This window comes from Novosphingobium rhizovicinum (assembly GCF_040813635.1).
Taxonomy (GTDB): domain Bacteria; phylum Pseudomonadota; class Alphaproteobacteria; order Sphingomonadales; family Sphingomonadaceae; genus Novosphingobium; species Novosphingobium rhizovicinum.
This window is the reverse complement of record NZ_JBFNXR010000050.1, coordinates 102986-117591: the sequence shown is the minus strand read 5'-3', so window position 1 is coordinate 117591 and position 14606 is coordinate 102986. Positions and strand designations below refer to the sequence as shown.

14 protein-coding genes are annotated in these 14606 nt (G+C 62.8%); 10 read left to right on the top strand and 4 right to left on the bottom strand.

The genetic code is table 11. The features are described from left to right. Window positions 1-6: 6 nt before the first annotated feature. From ABUH87_RS13195 to ABUH87_RS13185, 3 genes are read left to right on the top strand one after another with little or no spacing between them, the layout of a single operon-like run. Window positions 7-891 (top strand): HpcH/HpaI aldolase/citrate lyase family protein, encoded by an 885-nt coding sequence (locus ABUH87_RS13195; protein WP_419956699.1) that lies wholly within the window; start codon window positions 7-9, stop codon window positions 889-891. Window positions 892-894: 3 nt separating this feature from the next. Then, window positions 895-2166, top strand: coding sequence for an acetyl-CoA hydrolase/transferase family protein (locus ABUH87_RS13190; protein ID WP_367774371.1), 1272 nt, complete (start codon window positions 895-897; stop codon window positions 2164-2166). A gap of 1 nt (window position 2167) precedes the next feature. Next, window positions 2168-2935 carry an enoyl-CoA hydratase/isomerase family protein gene (locus ABUH87_RS13185; protein ID WP_367774370.1) on the top strand — a complete coding sequence of 256 codons (768 nt, stop codon included), beginning with the start codon at window positions 2168-2170 and terminating at the stop codon, window positions 2933-2935. Between the two features lie 58 nt (window positions 2936-2993). Here the strand turns inward: ABUH87_RS13185 and ABUH87_RS13180 are convergent, their stop codons facing one another. Further along, window positions 2994-4826, bottom strand: coding sequence for a flavin-containing monooxygenase (locus tag ABUH87_RS13180; protein ID WP_367774369.1), 1833 nt, complete (start codon window positions 4824-4826; stop codon window positions 2994-2996). Between the two features lie 94 nt (window positions 4827-4920). Next, window positions 4921-5826, bottom strand: coding sequence for an SDR family NAD(P)-dependent oxidoreductase (locus ABUH87_RS13175; RefSeq protein WP_367774368.1), 906 nt, complete (start codon window positions 5824-5826; stop codon window positions 4921-4923). A 191-nt stretch (window positions 5827-6017) separates the two neighbouring features. Here ABUH87_RS13175 and ABUH87_RS13170 point away from each other — a divergent pair, with 191 nt between their 5' ends. From ABUH87_RS13170 to ABUH87_RS13160, 3 genes are read left to right on the top strand one after another with little or no spacing between them, the layout of a single operon-like run. After that, on the top strand, window positions 6018-7613 hold the full coding sequence (locus ABUH87_RS13170) for a gluconolaconase (protein WP_367774366.1): 1596 nt from the start codon (window positions 6018-6020) through the stop codon (window positions 7611-7613). 11 nt (window positions 7614-7624) lie between these two features. Next, window positions 7625-8041: an EthD domain-containing protein gene (locus ABUH87_RS13165; RefSeq protein WP_367774364.1), complete on the top strand. Its 417-nt coding sequence runs from the start codon at window positions 7625-7627 to the stop codon at window positions 8039-8041. A 15-nt stretch (window positions 8042-8056) separates the two neighbouring features. Next, window positions 8057-9319, top strand: coding sequence for an MFS transporter (locus ABUH87_RS13160; protein WP_367774363.1), 1263 nt, complete (start codon window positions 8057-8059; stop codon window positions 9317-9319). Between the two features lies 1 nt (window position 9320). Here the strand turns inward: ABUH87_RS13160 and ABUH87_RS13155 are convergent, their stop codons facing one another. Further along, window positions 9321-9836: a nitroreductase/quinone reductase family protein gene (locus tag ABUH87_RS13155; RefSeq protein ID WP_367774362.1), complete on the bottom strand. Its 516-nt coding sequence runs from the start codon at window positions 9834-9836 to the stop codon at window positions 9321-9323. 167 nt (window positions 9837-10003) lie between these two features. Here ABUH87_RS13155 and ABUH87_RS13150 point away from each other — a divergent pair, with 167 nt between their 5' ends. Together ABUH87_RS13150 and ABUH87_RS13145 are read left to right on the top strand one after the other, a co-directional pair. Further along, on the top strand, window positions 10004-11362 hold the full coding sequence (locus tag ABUH87_RS13150; RefSeq protein WP_367774361.1) for an aromatic ring-hydroxylating oxygenase subunit alpha: 1359 nt from the start codon (window positions 10004-10006) through the stop codon (window positions 11360-11362). A gap of 18 nt (window positions 11363-11380) precedes the next feature. Beyond that, window positions 11381-12334 (top strand): VOC family protein, encoded by a 954-nt coding sequence (locus ABUH87_RS13145; protein WP_367774359.1) that lies wholly within the window; start codon window positions 11381-11383, stop codon window positions 12332-12334. 37 nt (window positions 12335-12371) lie between these two features. Here the strand turns inward: ABUH87_RS13145 and ABUH87_RS13140 are convergent, their stop codons facing one another. Then, window positions 12372-12866, bottom strand: a complete 495-nt coding sequence (locus ABUH87_RS13140; RefSeq protein ID WP_367774358.1) for a TlpA family protein disulfide reductase — start codon at window positions 12864-12866, stop codon at window positions 12372-12374. 109 nt (window positions 12867-12975) lie between these two features. Between ABUH87_RS13140 and argH the strand changes: the two genes are divergently transcribed. Both argH and ABUH87_RS13130 read left to right on the top strand, forming a co-directional pair. Beyond that, window positions 12976-14349 (top strand): argininosuccinate lyase, encoded by a 1374-nt coding sequence (argH, locus tag ABUH87_RS13135; RefSeq protein WP_367774517.1) that lies wholly within the window; start codon window positions 12976-12978, stop codon window positions 14347-14349. 5 nt (window positions 14350-14354) lie between these two features. Then, a complete protein-coding gene (locus ABUH87_RS13130) occupies window positions 14355-14603 on the top strand; it encodes a hypothetical protein (protein WP_367774356.1) in 249 nt (82 codons plus the stop codon). Window positions 14604-14606: the final 3 nt, after the last annotated feature.

The following is a 14606-nucleotide window of genomic DNA, read 5'->3' as shown; positions in this document are numbered from 1 at the left end:
ATGCCGATGAAACACGAACCGATTGCCGCCCGTTCCTGGCTTTTCGCTCCGGGCGACAGCGAGAAGAAGATGACCAAGGCCACGGAGGGTGAGGCCGATATCGTCCTCATCGACTTGGAAGACGCCGTCGCGCCTGACAGCAAGGCCGCCGCGCGCCCGATGGTGCACGACTTCATCAAGGCCAACCCGCAGCAGCGCCACCGTTTATGGGTGCGTATCAATCCTTTCGATGGCCCGCACACCCTGCTGGATCTCGCCGCGATCGTGCCAGCCAACCCCGGCGGCATCATGCTGCCGAAGGTCTACGGGCGCCAGGAGGTCGAGAAGCTTGATCACTGCCTTTCCGCCCTTGAGGTGGCGAACGGCATCGAGGAGGGCTCGATCCCCGTCATCGTGCTCATTACCGAGACCGCCGAGGCGATGTTCCACACCGGTGACTACAAGGGCGCGCCGCGCGTCGTGGCGCTGACCTGGGGGGCTGAGGATCTCGCGGACTCGATCGGTGCCAGCTCGAACCGCAACGACGATGGTTCTTACTCGTTCACCTACGAACTCGCGCGCAGCATGACGGTGCTGGGAGCTGCGACAGCCGGCGTGACCGCGATCGAGACGATCAGCGCTGACTTCCGCGATCTGGACGCGCTACGCGCCCGCGCCGAGAAGGTTCGCCGTGACGGCTTCCGCGGCATGATGGCGATCCATCCGGCGCAGGTCCCCGTGATCAACGCGGCGTTCACGCCCACCGAGGCGGAGATCGCAGAAGCGCAGGAGATTGTCGATCTGTTCGCCGCAAACCCGGGAGTGGGTGCGATTGGCTGGAAGGGCGGCATGCTGGACCGGCCCTATCTCGCCCGGGCCGAGCGCCTGCTGAAGCAGGCCGGCAAGGCCTGAGCCGTGGCTGAGATCGTCGGCCCAGAGGCTCTCGACCTCTCGCAGTACCTCCGGCGCGGGGACAGGATCGTCTTGGGCCAAGCCTGCGGCGAGCCGACCACTTTGGTCGAGGCGCTGATAGAGCAAGGGGCCTCCGTCGGCGATCTCGGCGCTTTCATCGCCACGAGCTTCTCAGGTTTGTTCACGCCGGAGACGGCGAGCGCTTTCCGCTTGTCGTCGATGGGGGCCATCGGCGCTTTGCGGGCGATGACCAAAGCGAACGCTCTCGACGTCATGCCTGTGCACGTTAGCCAGGTTGCGCCGCTGATCACTTGGGGCGCCATTCCCTGCGACGTCGCGATGATCCAGGTCAGCCCTGCCGATGCTCAAGGCAACCACTCGTGCGGCCTCATTAGCGACTATGTGCGCGCCGCGGTCGACAAGGCGCGAGTGGTGATCGCAGAGGTCAACGATCAGGTTCCGTACGTCCCTGGCGAAGTGATCCCGGCGAGCGCCATTGATGTTGCGGCGCACGTCTCGCGCATGCCGGTCGAGGTCGCGCCAGCGAAGATCGGCCCCACGGACGAGGCGATTGCCCGCTTCTGTGCCGAGTACATCGGCGACGGTTCGGTCATTCAGACTGGTGTCGGCGCGGTGCCCGATGCGATTCTGCGCCTGCTGCTCGATCGCAAGGACCTGGGCGTTCACTCCGGCATGCTGGGCGATGGGCTGGTCGATCTTGCGGAAGCCGGCGTGCTGACCAACGCACGTAAGGAGATCGACCGCGGTGTCTCCATTAACGGAGCGCTGATTGGCACGCGTCGGCTTTATGAGTGGGCGGCAAACAACCCTGCAATCCGCATGACGCCGACCAGCTACACGCATGACGCAGGCGTGCTGGGGCAGCTCTCACGGCTCGTCACGATCAACTCGGCACTGGAAGTGGACCTGACGGGACAAGTGAACGCCGAGCAGTCCGGCGCAGCCTATCTCGGCGGCACGGGGGGGCAAGTCGACTTCGTGCGGGCAGGCGCTCGTTCGCCGGGCGGCGCTTCGCTGATGGTGCTTTCTGCCGCGGCAAAGGGTGGGACGATCAGCAAGATTGTGTCGCAGCTTTCCGGGCCGGTGACGACTGCGCGCACCGAGGTGGATGTGGTGGTCACTGAATTCGGTGCGGCCGAGCTGAAGGGCCAGACGCTGGCTGAACGTGCGCGGCGTCTGGTCTCCATCGCACATCCTGAGTTCCAGGACGAACTGGACAGGGCTGCATTCGAGATTGCGAGGAGGGGGTTCTGAAATGACCGATGCCGTGCTGTTCGATGCCCGCGACGATGGCGTTGCCATCATCACCATCAACCGGCCTGACAGCCGAAATGCGTTGAGCCGCGAAGTGCGTGAGGGGCTGCGGGCTGCATGGGATCGCTTTGAAGGCGATGCTGCCTTGCGGATCGCCATTCTGACGGGAGCGGGCGACAAGGCCTTCTGTGCTGGAGGCGATCTCAAGGAAATGGTCGAGACCGGCATGAAGGTGCCGCCGCGCGACATGTTCCCGCTGCCCTACGACTCCATCGAACTCAGCAAGCCGACAATCGCGGCGGTGAACGGGCATGCGTTCGCTGGCGGCTGGATGATCGCGCAGGCCTGCGATCTGTGCGTCGCAAGCACAAATGCGAAGTTCGCGATAACCGAGGTGAAAGTCGGTCGTGGCAGTCCATGGGCCGCGCCGCTGATCCATATGATCCCGCAGCGGATCATGATGGAGATCATGCTTACCGGCAAACCGATCGATGCGCAGCGCGCGTATGAGATCGGCCTCGTCAATCGCCTGGCCGAACCGGGCGCGGCACTCGAGGCAGCGCTGGAGCTGGCGCATGAGGTGCTGGACGGGGCGCCACTGTCGGTGAAAGCCGCCCGCGAGACGGTCATGCTGGCCACTGAGATGGGGCGTTCGGCCGCCCTGCAGGCTGCGCGTGCCGCGCACGAGCTGACCTATCGCTCGGACGATGCGCAGGAAGGGCCACGCGCTTTCGCGGAGAAGCGCAAACCAGAGTGGAAGGGCCGCTAGCCAACCGTAACCTCCTGAAACGAGGAGGGGCCGGTCTTGCGACCGGCCCCTCCTGCTATCAGCTGTCTACGCGCATGCCGGGCATGTCGCCGGCATCGCGCCATTCCTGCATCTTGCGCTGCCAGTCGTCCCAGCCCGGACCCCAGCCGCGGAAGAGGAACCACTTGGCTTCCTTTTCGCCCTCGTTGGTGAAGTAGCTGGGCGTGCACTCGTTGAGGATGATCGAGAGATCGAGCTCCTTGGAGCGGAAGTCCTCGACGTAAGCCTCCATGCCTTCCTTGGTCGGCTCGACCGCCTTGATGCCCTTTTCAAGCGCGTTGGCGATGATCCAGGTCGCGTGACGGGCCTGCTCGCCGAACTGAAGCGTGGTGTTGCCGTTGAGGCCGCCCTGGATATAGCCGTGGAAGAACATGTTCGGGAAATGATGCGTCATGTTCCCGTTCAGCGTCAGCGGGCCGTCGGCCCAGTGATCGTAGATCGACACGTCATCGCGACCGTTGATCGTCGAGATTCCCCAGCGGCGCTTGAGGTCGCTCGTCACCTCGAAGCCGGAGGCGAAGATCATGCAGTCGATCTCGTACTCCTGGCCCTGATGAACGAAGCCGTTTTCGGTCATCGCTTCCAGCCCGGCCGTCGTCGATACGTCGATCAGCTTGACGTTGGGCCGGTTGAAGGTCTCGTAGTAGTCGTTGTTCGACAGCGGCCGCTTGCACATGAAGCGGTAGTAAGGCTTGAGGGCCTCGGCCGTCTCGGGATCGTTGACGATGTCCTCGACGCGCTTGCGCAGACGCTCCATGACGCGGAAGTCCATGACCTCGCGACGTTGCATGAACTCTTCCATGCTGATCTGGGGCCAGCCTTCGGCCTCCAGTTCGGCGTTTAGGTTGCGGTTGATCTCGGTCCAGATGTCGCAGATCAGATCCGGATCGCCCGGAGGGATGATCTCGTTCGCGGCACGCAGGAAGTTGGCCTGGCGCTCCGCCTGCCAGCCCGGCTTAAGAGAAGCGGCCCACTCCGGGTTCGTCGGGGGGTTAGGCCGCTCGTCCACGCTCGAAGGCGTGCGCTGGATCACGTACAGTTGCTTGGCGTACTTGCCGAGGTAAGGCACCGCCTGGATCGAAGTGGCGCCCGTTCCCAGGATCGCGACGCGCTTGTCGGCCAGCTTGTCCAGCACCGGATTCTCCCACGAACCGCCGGTGTAGCCGTAGTCCCACCGGCTGGTGTGGAACATCTTGCCTTTGAACTTGTGGATGCCGGGCACAGCGGGGAACTTCGGTGTCGAGAGCGTTCCACCGCACATCATCACGAACCGGGCACGGATCGTGTCGCCGCGATTGGTGGAGACGACCCAACGCTTGGCTTCCTCGTCCCACTCGATCGCGGTGATCTCTGTGTGAAGCAGAGCCTTGTCGCGGAAGCCGAACTTGTCGACGATGGACTGGATGTACTCGTAGATTTCCTTGCCGTCGGCGAACTTCTTGGAGGGAAGGGTGTTCATCTCCTCCAGCAGCGGCAGATAGCAGTAAGCATCGTTGTCGCACTGAATGCCGGGATAGCGATTCCAGTACCAGGTGCCGCCGAAGCCGCCGGCATGCTCGATGTGGCGGAAGTTGGTGACGCCTGCTTTCGTCAGATGGAACCCGGCCATGATGCCGGTCCAGCCGGCGCCCAGGATCGCCACGTCGATTTCCTCGTCCACCGCGTCGCGCGGGACGATGGGCGTGAACGGATCGTGTTCGCGGGTGTCATAGACGAGGTGATCCTCCGGTGCGGCATACTGCCCACCGGTCTCGCGACGCATGCGCTTTTCGCGCTCTTGCTTGTACTTTGCCTTGAGCGCCGGGATATCGACTTCCTCTGGCGCGGGTACGATGGTCTTCAGGCAGTTCATGTCCGGTCCCACTTCTCCATTGGCGGCTCCCTTGCCGAGGCCGTGCCTACCAAAAGGATAGGTCTGCGCGTTTAGTTGTCAACAGTGTTGTTCATTAGGCGTTCTTCGCCATGGCGAAGCTGTAGCGAATGTGATCGACGTGGCCATGCAGGCCAAAGTCGAGGATCTGTGACTTGTCCTGCATCGCTTCGGCTGCCTTGGCGACCTCGTCAATGGTCCAGGAGGGTTGATACACGCCGGGTGTCTCGGCAATGAACACGCGGGCAACCCGCCCGGCGATCGACGCGATCATCTCGCCGGTAAGCTCGCAGTCCTCATGTGTGAGCCAGCCAACCACGGGTGCAACCAATTCAGGATCCATGGGTGGATACTGTGAGATGTCGATACCTTCAGCCATACGCGTGACGGCGCTGGGTATGATGACATTGCACTTCACGTTGCAACTCTCGCCTTCAAGCGCGGCGATGTTTGCCAGGCCGATCATGCCAGCCTTCGAGACGCCATAGTTGACGCACCGCTCGTTGCCGTAGATGCCTCCGATCGACGATGTGAGGACGATCCGGCCGTACCCCGCATCGCACATGTGCGGGAATGCCGCCTGCACAACGTGGAAGGCACCCATAAGGTGCACGTCGACTACCGACTTGAAGTCCTCGTAGCTGATGTCGCGGATCGAGCCGTAGCGGACGTTCCCGGCATTGTGGATCAGTCCGTCCACGCGTCCCCATTCGGAAAGTGCCGCTTGAATGATCGCGCGGCCACCTTCCGGCGTTGCGACGCTGTCCGTGTTGGCGATGGCCTCGCCGCCGGCAGCACGGATCTCGTCGACCACACTTTGGGCGACACCCTGATCCGGACGATCGCCCCGGATCTCGCCGCCCAAGTCGTTCACGACCACCTTCGCGCCGAGGGAGCCCAGCAAGAGGGCGTAAGCGCGACCAAGCCCGCGGCCCGCGCCGGTGATGACCACTACTCGACCATCAAATCTCATCTTGGACATCCCGATACTCCCTCAGGTGCTGGCGCCTATCTGTATGCCGTGCGGATATGCGTCCGCCGTTAGCCTTGCAACAGACAGCTTGTCAGGTGTGCCGGTCGGGCGATGCATATGAGCGCCTGCGTTGCGCGCCGGAGTCACTCGCTATACCACGGCGCGCAAGGATTCGGACAGCGAACCGGGAGAGTGTATACATGCTGGAAGCCAGTGGCAGAAATCAGGCGGGATTGCCCGCACGTCCCGCAGAAGGTTGGGCGCTTCACCGTCTGACCCCGGCAACCCGGCTCCAGAGTGCCAACGGCATCCGCACCGGCGCAGACGGTCGTATCTACGTTGCGCAGGTCGCAGGAAGCAAAGTCAGCGCAATCGACGTCGAAAGCGGTGTCATCGAGACGGTCAGCCCCGCTGGTGGTGGGATCGTCGGTCCTGACGATCTGGCATTCGACGAGCAGGGTAACCTCTACTGCACCGAGATCACCGAAGGGCGCGTGTCGATGATGACGCCTTCCGGCGAATACCGGATCATTCACGGCGATATGCCGGTCGCCAACCCCATCACCTATCATCAGGGCCGCCTTATCGCGGGTGAACTGCGCATGGGTGGGCGGATCATGGAGCTAGACCGCGATGGCAGCGCCCATCGTGTGATCTACGAAGGCGTGCCAATGGCCAACGCCTTTGAAGTCGGACCCGACGGCAAGCTGTACTTCCCGGCCCAGGCGGCGAACGAGATCTGGCGCATCAGCCTGGATGGCGGAGAGCCGGAGATCGTCGCCAAGGACCTGGGCGTCCCGGATTCGGTGAAGTTCCACCCGGACGGCTACATCGTCTCGACCCAGGTGTATTCGGGGCAGGTGCTCAAGATCGACCCTCGCACGGGCGAGAAGTCGGTGCTGGCGGACATCGGTCCGGGCCTCGACAATGTGACTTTCGTGGGCAAGCGGACCTTCATCAGTCACATCAATGGCTCGATCACCGAGGTGGTGGAGCCCGGCAAGACGAAGCCGCTGGTCGAGGGTGGCCTCGAGTGGCCCTTAGGTCTTGCGGTCAGCCCCAACGGACATGTGCTCGTCGCCGACGGTGGCTTCACCTACCTGCTCATTCCGGGCGAGACTCTGCAACTTGCCGGAATGCTGTTTACGCCCGGCTATCCCGGCTGGATCCGAGATGTCGCCTCTGCCGGGGTGGACGAATGGGTGGTGACCAGCGCCAACGGCGAAGTCGTCCGGTGGCGGCCTGCCGAGCAGGCGAACGAAGTGCTCGCCAGCGGATACGACCGGCTCATGGGAGTCGATGTGGGCGCAGGCGGCCGCGTTGTCTTTGCAGAAATGCCGACGGGACGCGTGTTTGAGATTGTCGGAGGCAACGTCAACGAACTCGCCTCCGGGCTTGATCGGCCGATGGGTGTTGCGATGGCCGACGATGGCGCTGTCTTCGTTGCAGAAAGCGGGGCAGGCCGGGTCGTGAAACTCTCTGGTGGGCGCAAGGAGACCATCATTGACGGTCTCGGACGGCCAGAGGGCCTGGCCATTGCCGGTGGCACGCTGTTCATCGCGGACCCAGGTGCGAATGCGGCCGTGGCATGCGACCTCTCGGGTAGCGCGCGCGAGACCTTGGCCACCGACCTGCCTATCGGCGGTCCGGGAGGCGCTCCAACGGTCCAATTGGATGGCGTCGGGGACATGTGTGGCCCAATGTACACCTTTGTTGGTATCGCTGCGGGGCCGGACGGCACGATTTACCTTTCGGCGGACGCCGAGGGCAGCGTGCTTGCGCTGCGTCGAGCCTGAGGAGAAACGCGATGTTCAAGCAGATCTGCTTCTTTCGCAAGCGCCCGGACATGACCATGGACGAGTTCATGGACTACTACGAGAATCAGCACTCGCAGCTGTCCAAGCGGCAGGGAAGGGCGCCCTCGATCCCGAATGCCAGGCGTTATGTCCGGCGTTACCTGAAGCCCGAGAAGAACCCTGTCACAGGTGAGGTGATAGATCCCGGCTACGATTGCCTGATGGAGATCTGGTGGGATAGCCGTGAAGACTTCGAGCGCTCGCAGGCCATCATCTCCAGCCCGGAGCGCATCGATTTCGTCCGCGAGGACGAACGGAACCTCTTCGCCAGCCACGACAATCCGGTGGTCAGCGTCATTGAGGAATACGACTCGCCTATGGGGCCGAAGGGCGAGAAGACACACGTCGATTTGCGCTACGAAGACTGACGCGGGAGAGAGTCATTGGGGGGAACGGGCGACAGGGCCGGTGCGCTGACGGAATGGCGTGCCTATCCGATGCTGCCGATCGCGGCAGCGTTCGGCTATGCAACTAGTGTCATCCACATTTATGGCTTCGGGCCATACGTGGTCCCCGTTTCGACCGAGTTTGGCTGGTCGCGGGCGATGGCGACGGCGGGCATCAGTCTCGCGACTATTGTCCAAGCCTTCTTCGGCATCCTGATCGGCCTCGCGGTTGACCGGTACGGCCCACGCCCCTTCGCTCTGCTTGGTATTCTGCTGGTGCCGGGTGCTTTCGCACTTATCGGCACGGCGACCGGGAGTGACCTCAACTGGTATTTGCTGTGGGGGCTCCTTTCGATCTGTGTGCTGCCGGTTCAGGCGACGATCTGGACAAGCGCCGTGGCTTCCCGCTTCACCGTCTCGCGCGGCCTCGCCTTCGCGGTGACGCTGTGCGGCGCATCGATTGCCGCTACGGTCTTCCCTCTCATGGGCAGTTGGCTGATTGGCGAGTTCGGGTGGCGGACTGCGCTCGCCGCCCAGGGCGGCATCTGGCTGCTGATCGCGTTTCCGATCATCTTCGTGTTCTTCCGCAGCGCTTTCGACAGGGCAAAAGGCAGCGGGCGTGTGGCTGGGCACAAGCCTGTCCCGCGCGACCTACCCGGTGCGACTCTGCGGGAAGGCATCTTCTCGACGATCTACATCCGCCTGTTCGTTGCCTGCCTGCTCTTCACCTTCACGATTCTCGCGCTCGTGGTGCATTTCGTCCCGATCATCACCGACCGGGGAGTTGATCCTGTCGCCGCAGCGGGACTGGCGTCGCTGATCGGCATTTTCTCGCTGATCGGCCGCCTGACGACGGGGCTGTTGCTGGACCGCTTTGCAGCTTCGCTGGTGGGCGCGGTCGTGTTCCTCTTGCCGGTGGGGAGCTGCCTCGTCCTGATCCTCGCGCCAAGCTCCTATTCCGCGCTTGCCGTCGCAGCGACATTGGTGGGCTTGACCCTCGGCGCGGAGATCGACGTCGTGGTCTATCTCCTGAGCCGCCATTTTGGGCTTAAGAACTTCGGCGGTCTATATGGCGGTCTCTTGGCCGCCCTTTCGATCGGGACTGCCGCCGGCCCCTTGGCCGCCTCTGCAGTCTACGATTCGACCGGATCTTATGAGCCGTTCCTCTGGGCCGTCCTGGGTTTCATGGCCGCGAGCAGCGTTGCCATCGCCAGTCTGCCCCGGCGTGCTCCGGACTGGAACGCTGCCGGGGCGCCGTGATCTATAGCTGGCGAATGCCTGTCGCGTCGCTTGCCTTGAAAACGGGGATTTCCTCTACCGCTTTCATCATGACGAGGGGGATCTGGCGGTCGGTGGATGCCTGATAGTTCGCGTAGAACGGATGGCAGTCCACCACGAAATCCCAGACCTTCTGGCGCTCTTCACCTTCGGGTTCGCGCCAGGTGCCGCGGAATGCCTGCGTCGCGACCTGGAACTCGATCCCCTCCATCTCGCGGATGTTGAGATACCATTCGGGGTGCGTATCGGCGCCGCCCTTCGAGGCGACAATCACCACTTCGCCACCGATGTCGGCATAGGAGAGAGGGGTGATGAAGATCTTGCCGCTCTTGCGGCCGACGTACTTGATCATGCAATGAGTGGCGAAGTTGCGTCCGCCTACTGGAGTGATATCCATGATGTGCCCTTTGGCGCCTCCGGACTCCAGGTACATCTCGCGGTGTTCGACCACCCAGTCCTTACGGGTCTCACGGATCGCGGCAGACGTTTCGTCGCTCATGTCAGTTTCCTCTCAATGTCTGGCAGTCGAGTGCAATCCTTGCTCATTTCCCTCCGAACGCCAAGGCTTGCTCAAGGGAATCGCGCGGGCGGTGCAGGCCGCATTTGCACCGTTGTGCGAATAATGGGATAGTGAACGTAAACCTGAACAGCATGCGAGGATAAACCATGGGTGAGATCGGCAGGATCGTGCAGGCCGCTGACGAGCTTTCGGAACCGGTGAACATACCGGCCGAGGCCTATGTTTCGCCGGAATATGCGCGGGCTGAGCGTGATCGCCTTTGGCGCAAGGTGTGGCTGCAGGCAGGTCGTATCGAGGACATCCCGGAGGTCGGGAACTACATCACCTACGACATTCTCGACGACTCGGTTGTTATCGTCCGTACAGGGCCGGACAAGATCACCGCGCTCCATAACGTCTGCCCCCATCGTGGACGCAAGCTGATCGATGTGCCTGCCGGGACGCGAAACGCACGCGGAAGCCGCCCTAACTTCATCTGCGGCTATCATGGTTGGACCTTCGACCTTGAGGGGCGCAACACGTACTTCGAGCATCAGGAAGACTGGCAGGGCAAGCTTTGTGAGGGCCTGGGCGATGTCGGACAGGTAAAGGTCGAGACCTGGGGGGGATGGCTCTGGGTCAACCTCGATCCGGAGGCCGGGCCGCTCAAGGACTATCTTGAGCCTGCCATGACTATGCTCGACCCTTATCAACTTCAGAACATGCGCGCACGCTGGCGCAAATGGGTGATCTTCGATTGCAACTGGAAGGTTGCGATGGAGGCGTTCTCAGAGACCTACCACGTCGCTACCACGCACCCGGAGTTCATGGAGTTCGGCCAGTTCCGCGGTTGGGCACGCAACCAGGGCCTGCACTCGAACATCGGCTACGATGCACCGAAGGGTCAGGAGGAGGATTCCGGCAAGCTGCGCCTGGGTGCCGGCGAAGACCCGCGCCTGACGACCGCGGACATGCAGAACTTCACTTGGGCGAACGCAAACACCAACACCACGGCCACTCTGGTGGCGGTTGCGAACCGTCTCAAGGATGAACTGCCCGAAGGCACGCCTGCGGCTGAAGTTTCCAAGTACTGGATCCAGACAGCGCGCGCAGAGGATGAGGCGCGCGGGGTGGTGTGGCCTACCGTTGATCCGCAGCATACGTCCCAAGCAGGTACGGCCTGGCAGATCTTCCCGAACTTCCAGATCGGACATGCCGTCAACAACATGCTTTGCTATCAGGCGCGGCCTTACAAGTCGGACCCCGACAAGTGCATTTTCGAGGCTGCGGTATACGAACTCTACCCTGAAGGCGAAGCGCCCGCGACAGATTGGGAATACACAGAGCCTGCGGATTGGCCGCCGGTGCTGCAACAGGACTTCGCCAACATGGCCGCGGTGCAGCAGGGTATGAAGAACGTCGGCTTCCGTGGTGCGCAGCCGAACCCTTACATGGAGCGATCTGTCGCCAGCCTGCACATGAACCTTGCGAAATTCATGGGGACAGGCTTCCCTCACCGTTATTGAGGAGAGAGGGAGAGTACCATGGGGGGAATGCCAGTCGCCCATATCAGCTGGGCACTCGCGGATAACGCACAGCGTCCGTCCTGCGATGCTTTCTTCCAGGAGGTATTCGGCGCAAGAACCGTTTACGAGATGCTGGTTACGCCTGAGACCGCGCACATGGGGCTCGATCGGGAAGAGAGTCTGATGATGGTGGGTGACACCATGATCATCCCCATCGCGCCAGCCGGCAGCGGCGAGGACGAGCGCTCCCCTCTGGGCAACATGCTGTGCCGCTCCGCACAGCCGATGCGCTGGATCGGCGTCGCCCTGAAGGTCGCCGACCTGAAAGCCGAAGACGAACGCCTGCGTGCTGCGGGCTTCGAAACTCATTACGACCCCGGGATGGAGGAGCATTACTTCATCGTCCCGCGGCACCAGGCACTTGGCATGCGCCTTGAAATCTTGGCGCAGGATTTGCCGAACGACCCGCGCCGCGATCCAGAGTGGCGCCCCGTAGAAGCCCGCGACAGTCATCCCCTTGGCATAGAGGGTCTTCAGGCGATCGGCCTTTCTGCTCCCTCGCTCGAGGGCGCTCGCAGGGTTTTCGGGCAAGGTCTTGGGTGGCCGGAGCTCGGCACCCGCGAGCTACTCGAACTGGACGCCGAGTGCGCCGCGTTCTTCATGGGCGACACGGTGCTGGAAGTGCTGGTCGGACGCGATGAGGAATCCACGATTGCCACTCACGCGCGTGACATCAAGGGGATCTATGATCTCGTCTTCAAGGTGAAGGACGCCGCGTCAGCGGCGGACTATCTGCGGAGGAAGGACTTCGATCTGATCGGAGACGTCCGAGATCGGTTCGCCATCGCACCACAGCAGGCTCATGGCCGCTTGATCTGGCTCACTGAGACGACCCCCGCTGGTTATCCGCCGCTCGGATCGCGCATGGCCGAGCTGGCACCCTCGGTCAGGTCTATGGTCGAGGCAGGCTGAGGCGCTCGGCTCCAGATTTGGACGCCGAGCGCCCGCGTCACCGGGCCTGTGCGATCAACTGCAGCGCCTCCGCATTGGTCCAGACCTTGCTTCCGATGAAGCGCCAGACTTCCTGTCCTTGCGAATCGTAGAGGATCGTCGTCGGGAGGGACTGGACGCTGTACTTGGCTGCCAGGTCGCCCTCCGGATCGAGCCAGGGCTCCAGGTTATCGCCGCCGCGCTCCTTGATGAACGACGCGACGTTCTCGGTGCCGGCCATGTCCTGGGATACTGTGACGACGCGCAGCTTGCCCTCTTTGATATCGACGAGCCGGTCGAGCGTGGGAAGTTCGACCACGCAGGGCGCACACCAGGTTGCCCACAGGTTCACAAGTGTCGGCTGGCCCTTCAAGGACGGCAGGGCCAGAGTTCTGCCCTTGTCATCCTTCAGTGTCAGCTCGGGCAGAGGCTCGCCCTTGTGTGAGCGGTCAAGGATGCCGGTGAGCTTTTCGCTCTTGGGCAGTTCTGCAGGGTTCGCGTCCGGTTGCACCACCTCCGGGGTTTGCCTATCGCAGCCTCCGGTCAGCATTGCGAAACAAAGGGCGACGAGCTTGAGCGAGCGGGAAGACAACAAGGATAAAGGCTCCCAGGCGGGCAATGCGATGTGGGGCGGGCGCTTCGCTGAAGGACCCTCGGCGATCATGCGCGAGATAAATGCCTCGATCCCCTTCGACAAGGCGCTCTGGCAGCAGGATATCCGCGCAAGCAAAGCCCATGTGGCGATGCTGGGCGCGATGGGCATCGTCTCCGGCGAAGACGCGGTTGTGATCGAGAAGGGGCTCGATACGGTTGCAGCCGAATACGAAGCCAATGGCGTTCCCGAGGACTGGAGCCTCGAGGACATTCACATGACGACCGAGAGCCGCCTTGCCGAGCTGGTCGGCCCCGCTGCCGGGCGTCTCCACACCGCACGCAGTCGAAACGATCAGGTCGCCACCGATTTTCGCCTCTGGGTGCGGGACACCATCGATGAGACGGACGCGGCCCTCCACGCCCTCCAGAGCGCTCTGGTTGCGCGCGCTGGCGAGCATGCCGACAGCATCATGCCAGGCTTCACGCACCTGCAGACGGCCCAGCCGGTGACGCTTGGGCATCACCTCATGGCATATTACGAGATGATCGGTCGCGATCGGTCCCGCTTTGCCGATGCCCGCAAGCGGCTCAACAAATGCCCTCTCGGTTCCGCGGCGCTTGCTGGTACGGGCTTTCCCATCGACCGGGACATGACGGCGCAGGCGCTCGGGTTTGACGGACCGACAGCCAACAGCCTCGATTCGGTCTCAGATCGTGATTTCGCGCTCGATTACCTCATGGCAGCAAGCCAGTGCGCTTTGCACCTGTCACGGCTGGCCGAGGAGTTCATCATCTGGGCAAGCCAGCCTTTCGGTTTCGTCGCGCTTCCGGATTCGCTGTCGACCGGCAGCTCGATCATGCCGCAGAAGAAAAACCCCGACGCGGCAGAGTTGGTGCGCGGCCACTCGGGCCGGATCACCGGGTGCCTGATGTCACTGATGATGACGATGAAGGGCCTGCCGCTCGCCTATTCCAAGGACATGCAGGACGACAAGCCGCCTGTCTTCGAGGCAGCCGGCTTGCTGGCCCTGTCGGTTGCGGCGATGACGGGCATGGTGGCGGACACGCGCTTTCGTACAGAGCGGATGCGGGGCGCGGCCGAACTCGGCTTTGCCACGGCGACCGATCTTGCGGACTGGTTGGTGCGCCAGGCTGACATTCCGTTCCGAGAAGCGCATCATATCACCGGTGCTGCGGTGAAGCTGGCCGAACAGCGGAGCGTTGCCCTTGATGCGCTTCCGCTTGAGGATCTCAAAGCCATCGACAGCCGCATCGATGAGCGGGTATTCTCCGCGTTGTCGGTCGAAGCCTCGGTGGCTGCGCGCAAGTCCCACGGGGGCACGGCACCCGACGAAGTCCGCAAGCGCGTGGCCGAGGCCCGCGAGGTCCTTGGTCTGGAGTGAGACGAATGCGCACCCTAATCGTCTGCGGGATCCTGCTCGCGCTCACCGGCTGCGGCTCGCGGCAGGGGCTCGCGCTCAAGCCGGGGCAGCAGCTTCCTCCCGCACCGTTCGGGCGCGCGGTCAAACCGACACCGAGCGAACTTCTCGAACCGCCAACCCTTGCCATTCCCGCGCGCAGCGTGGAACTTCGTACTCGCTCCGAGAGGCGAGAAGACGATCCGTTCGACCTGCCACCGCCTGAGAACGAAGAATAAGCA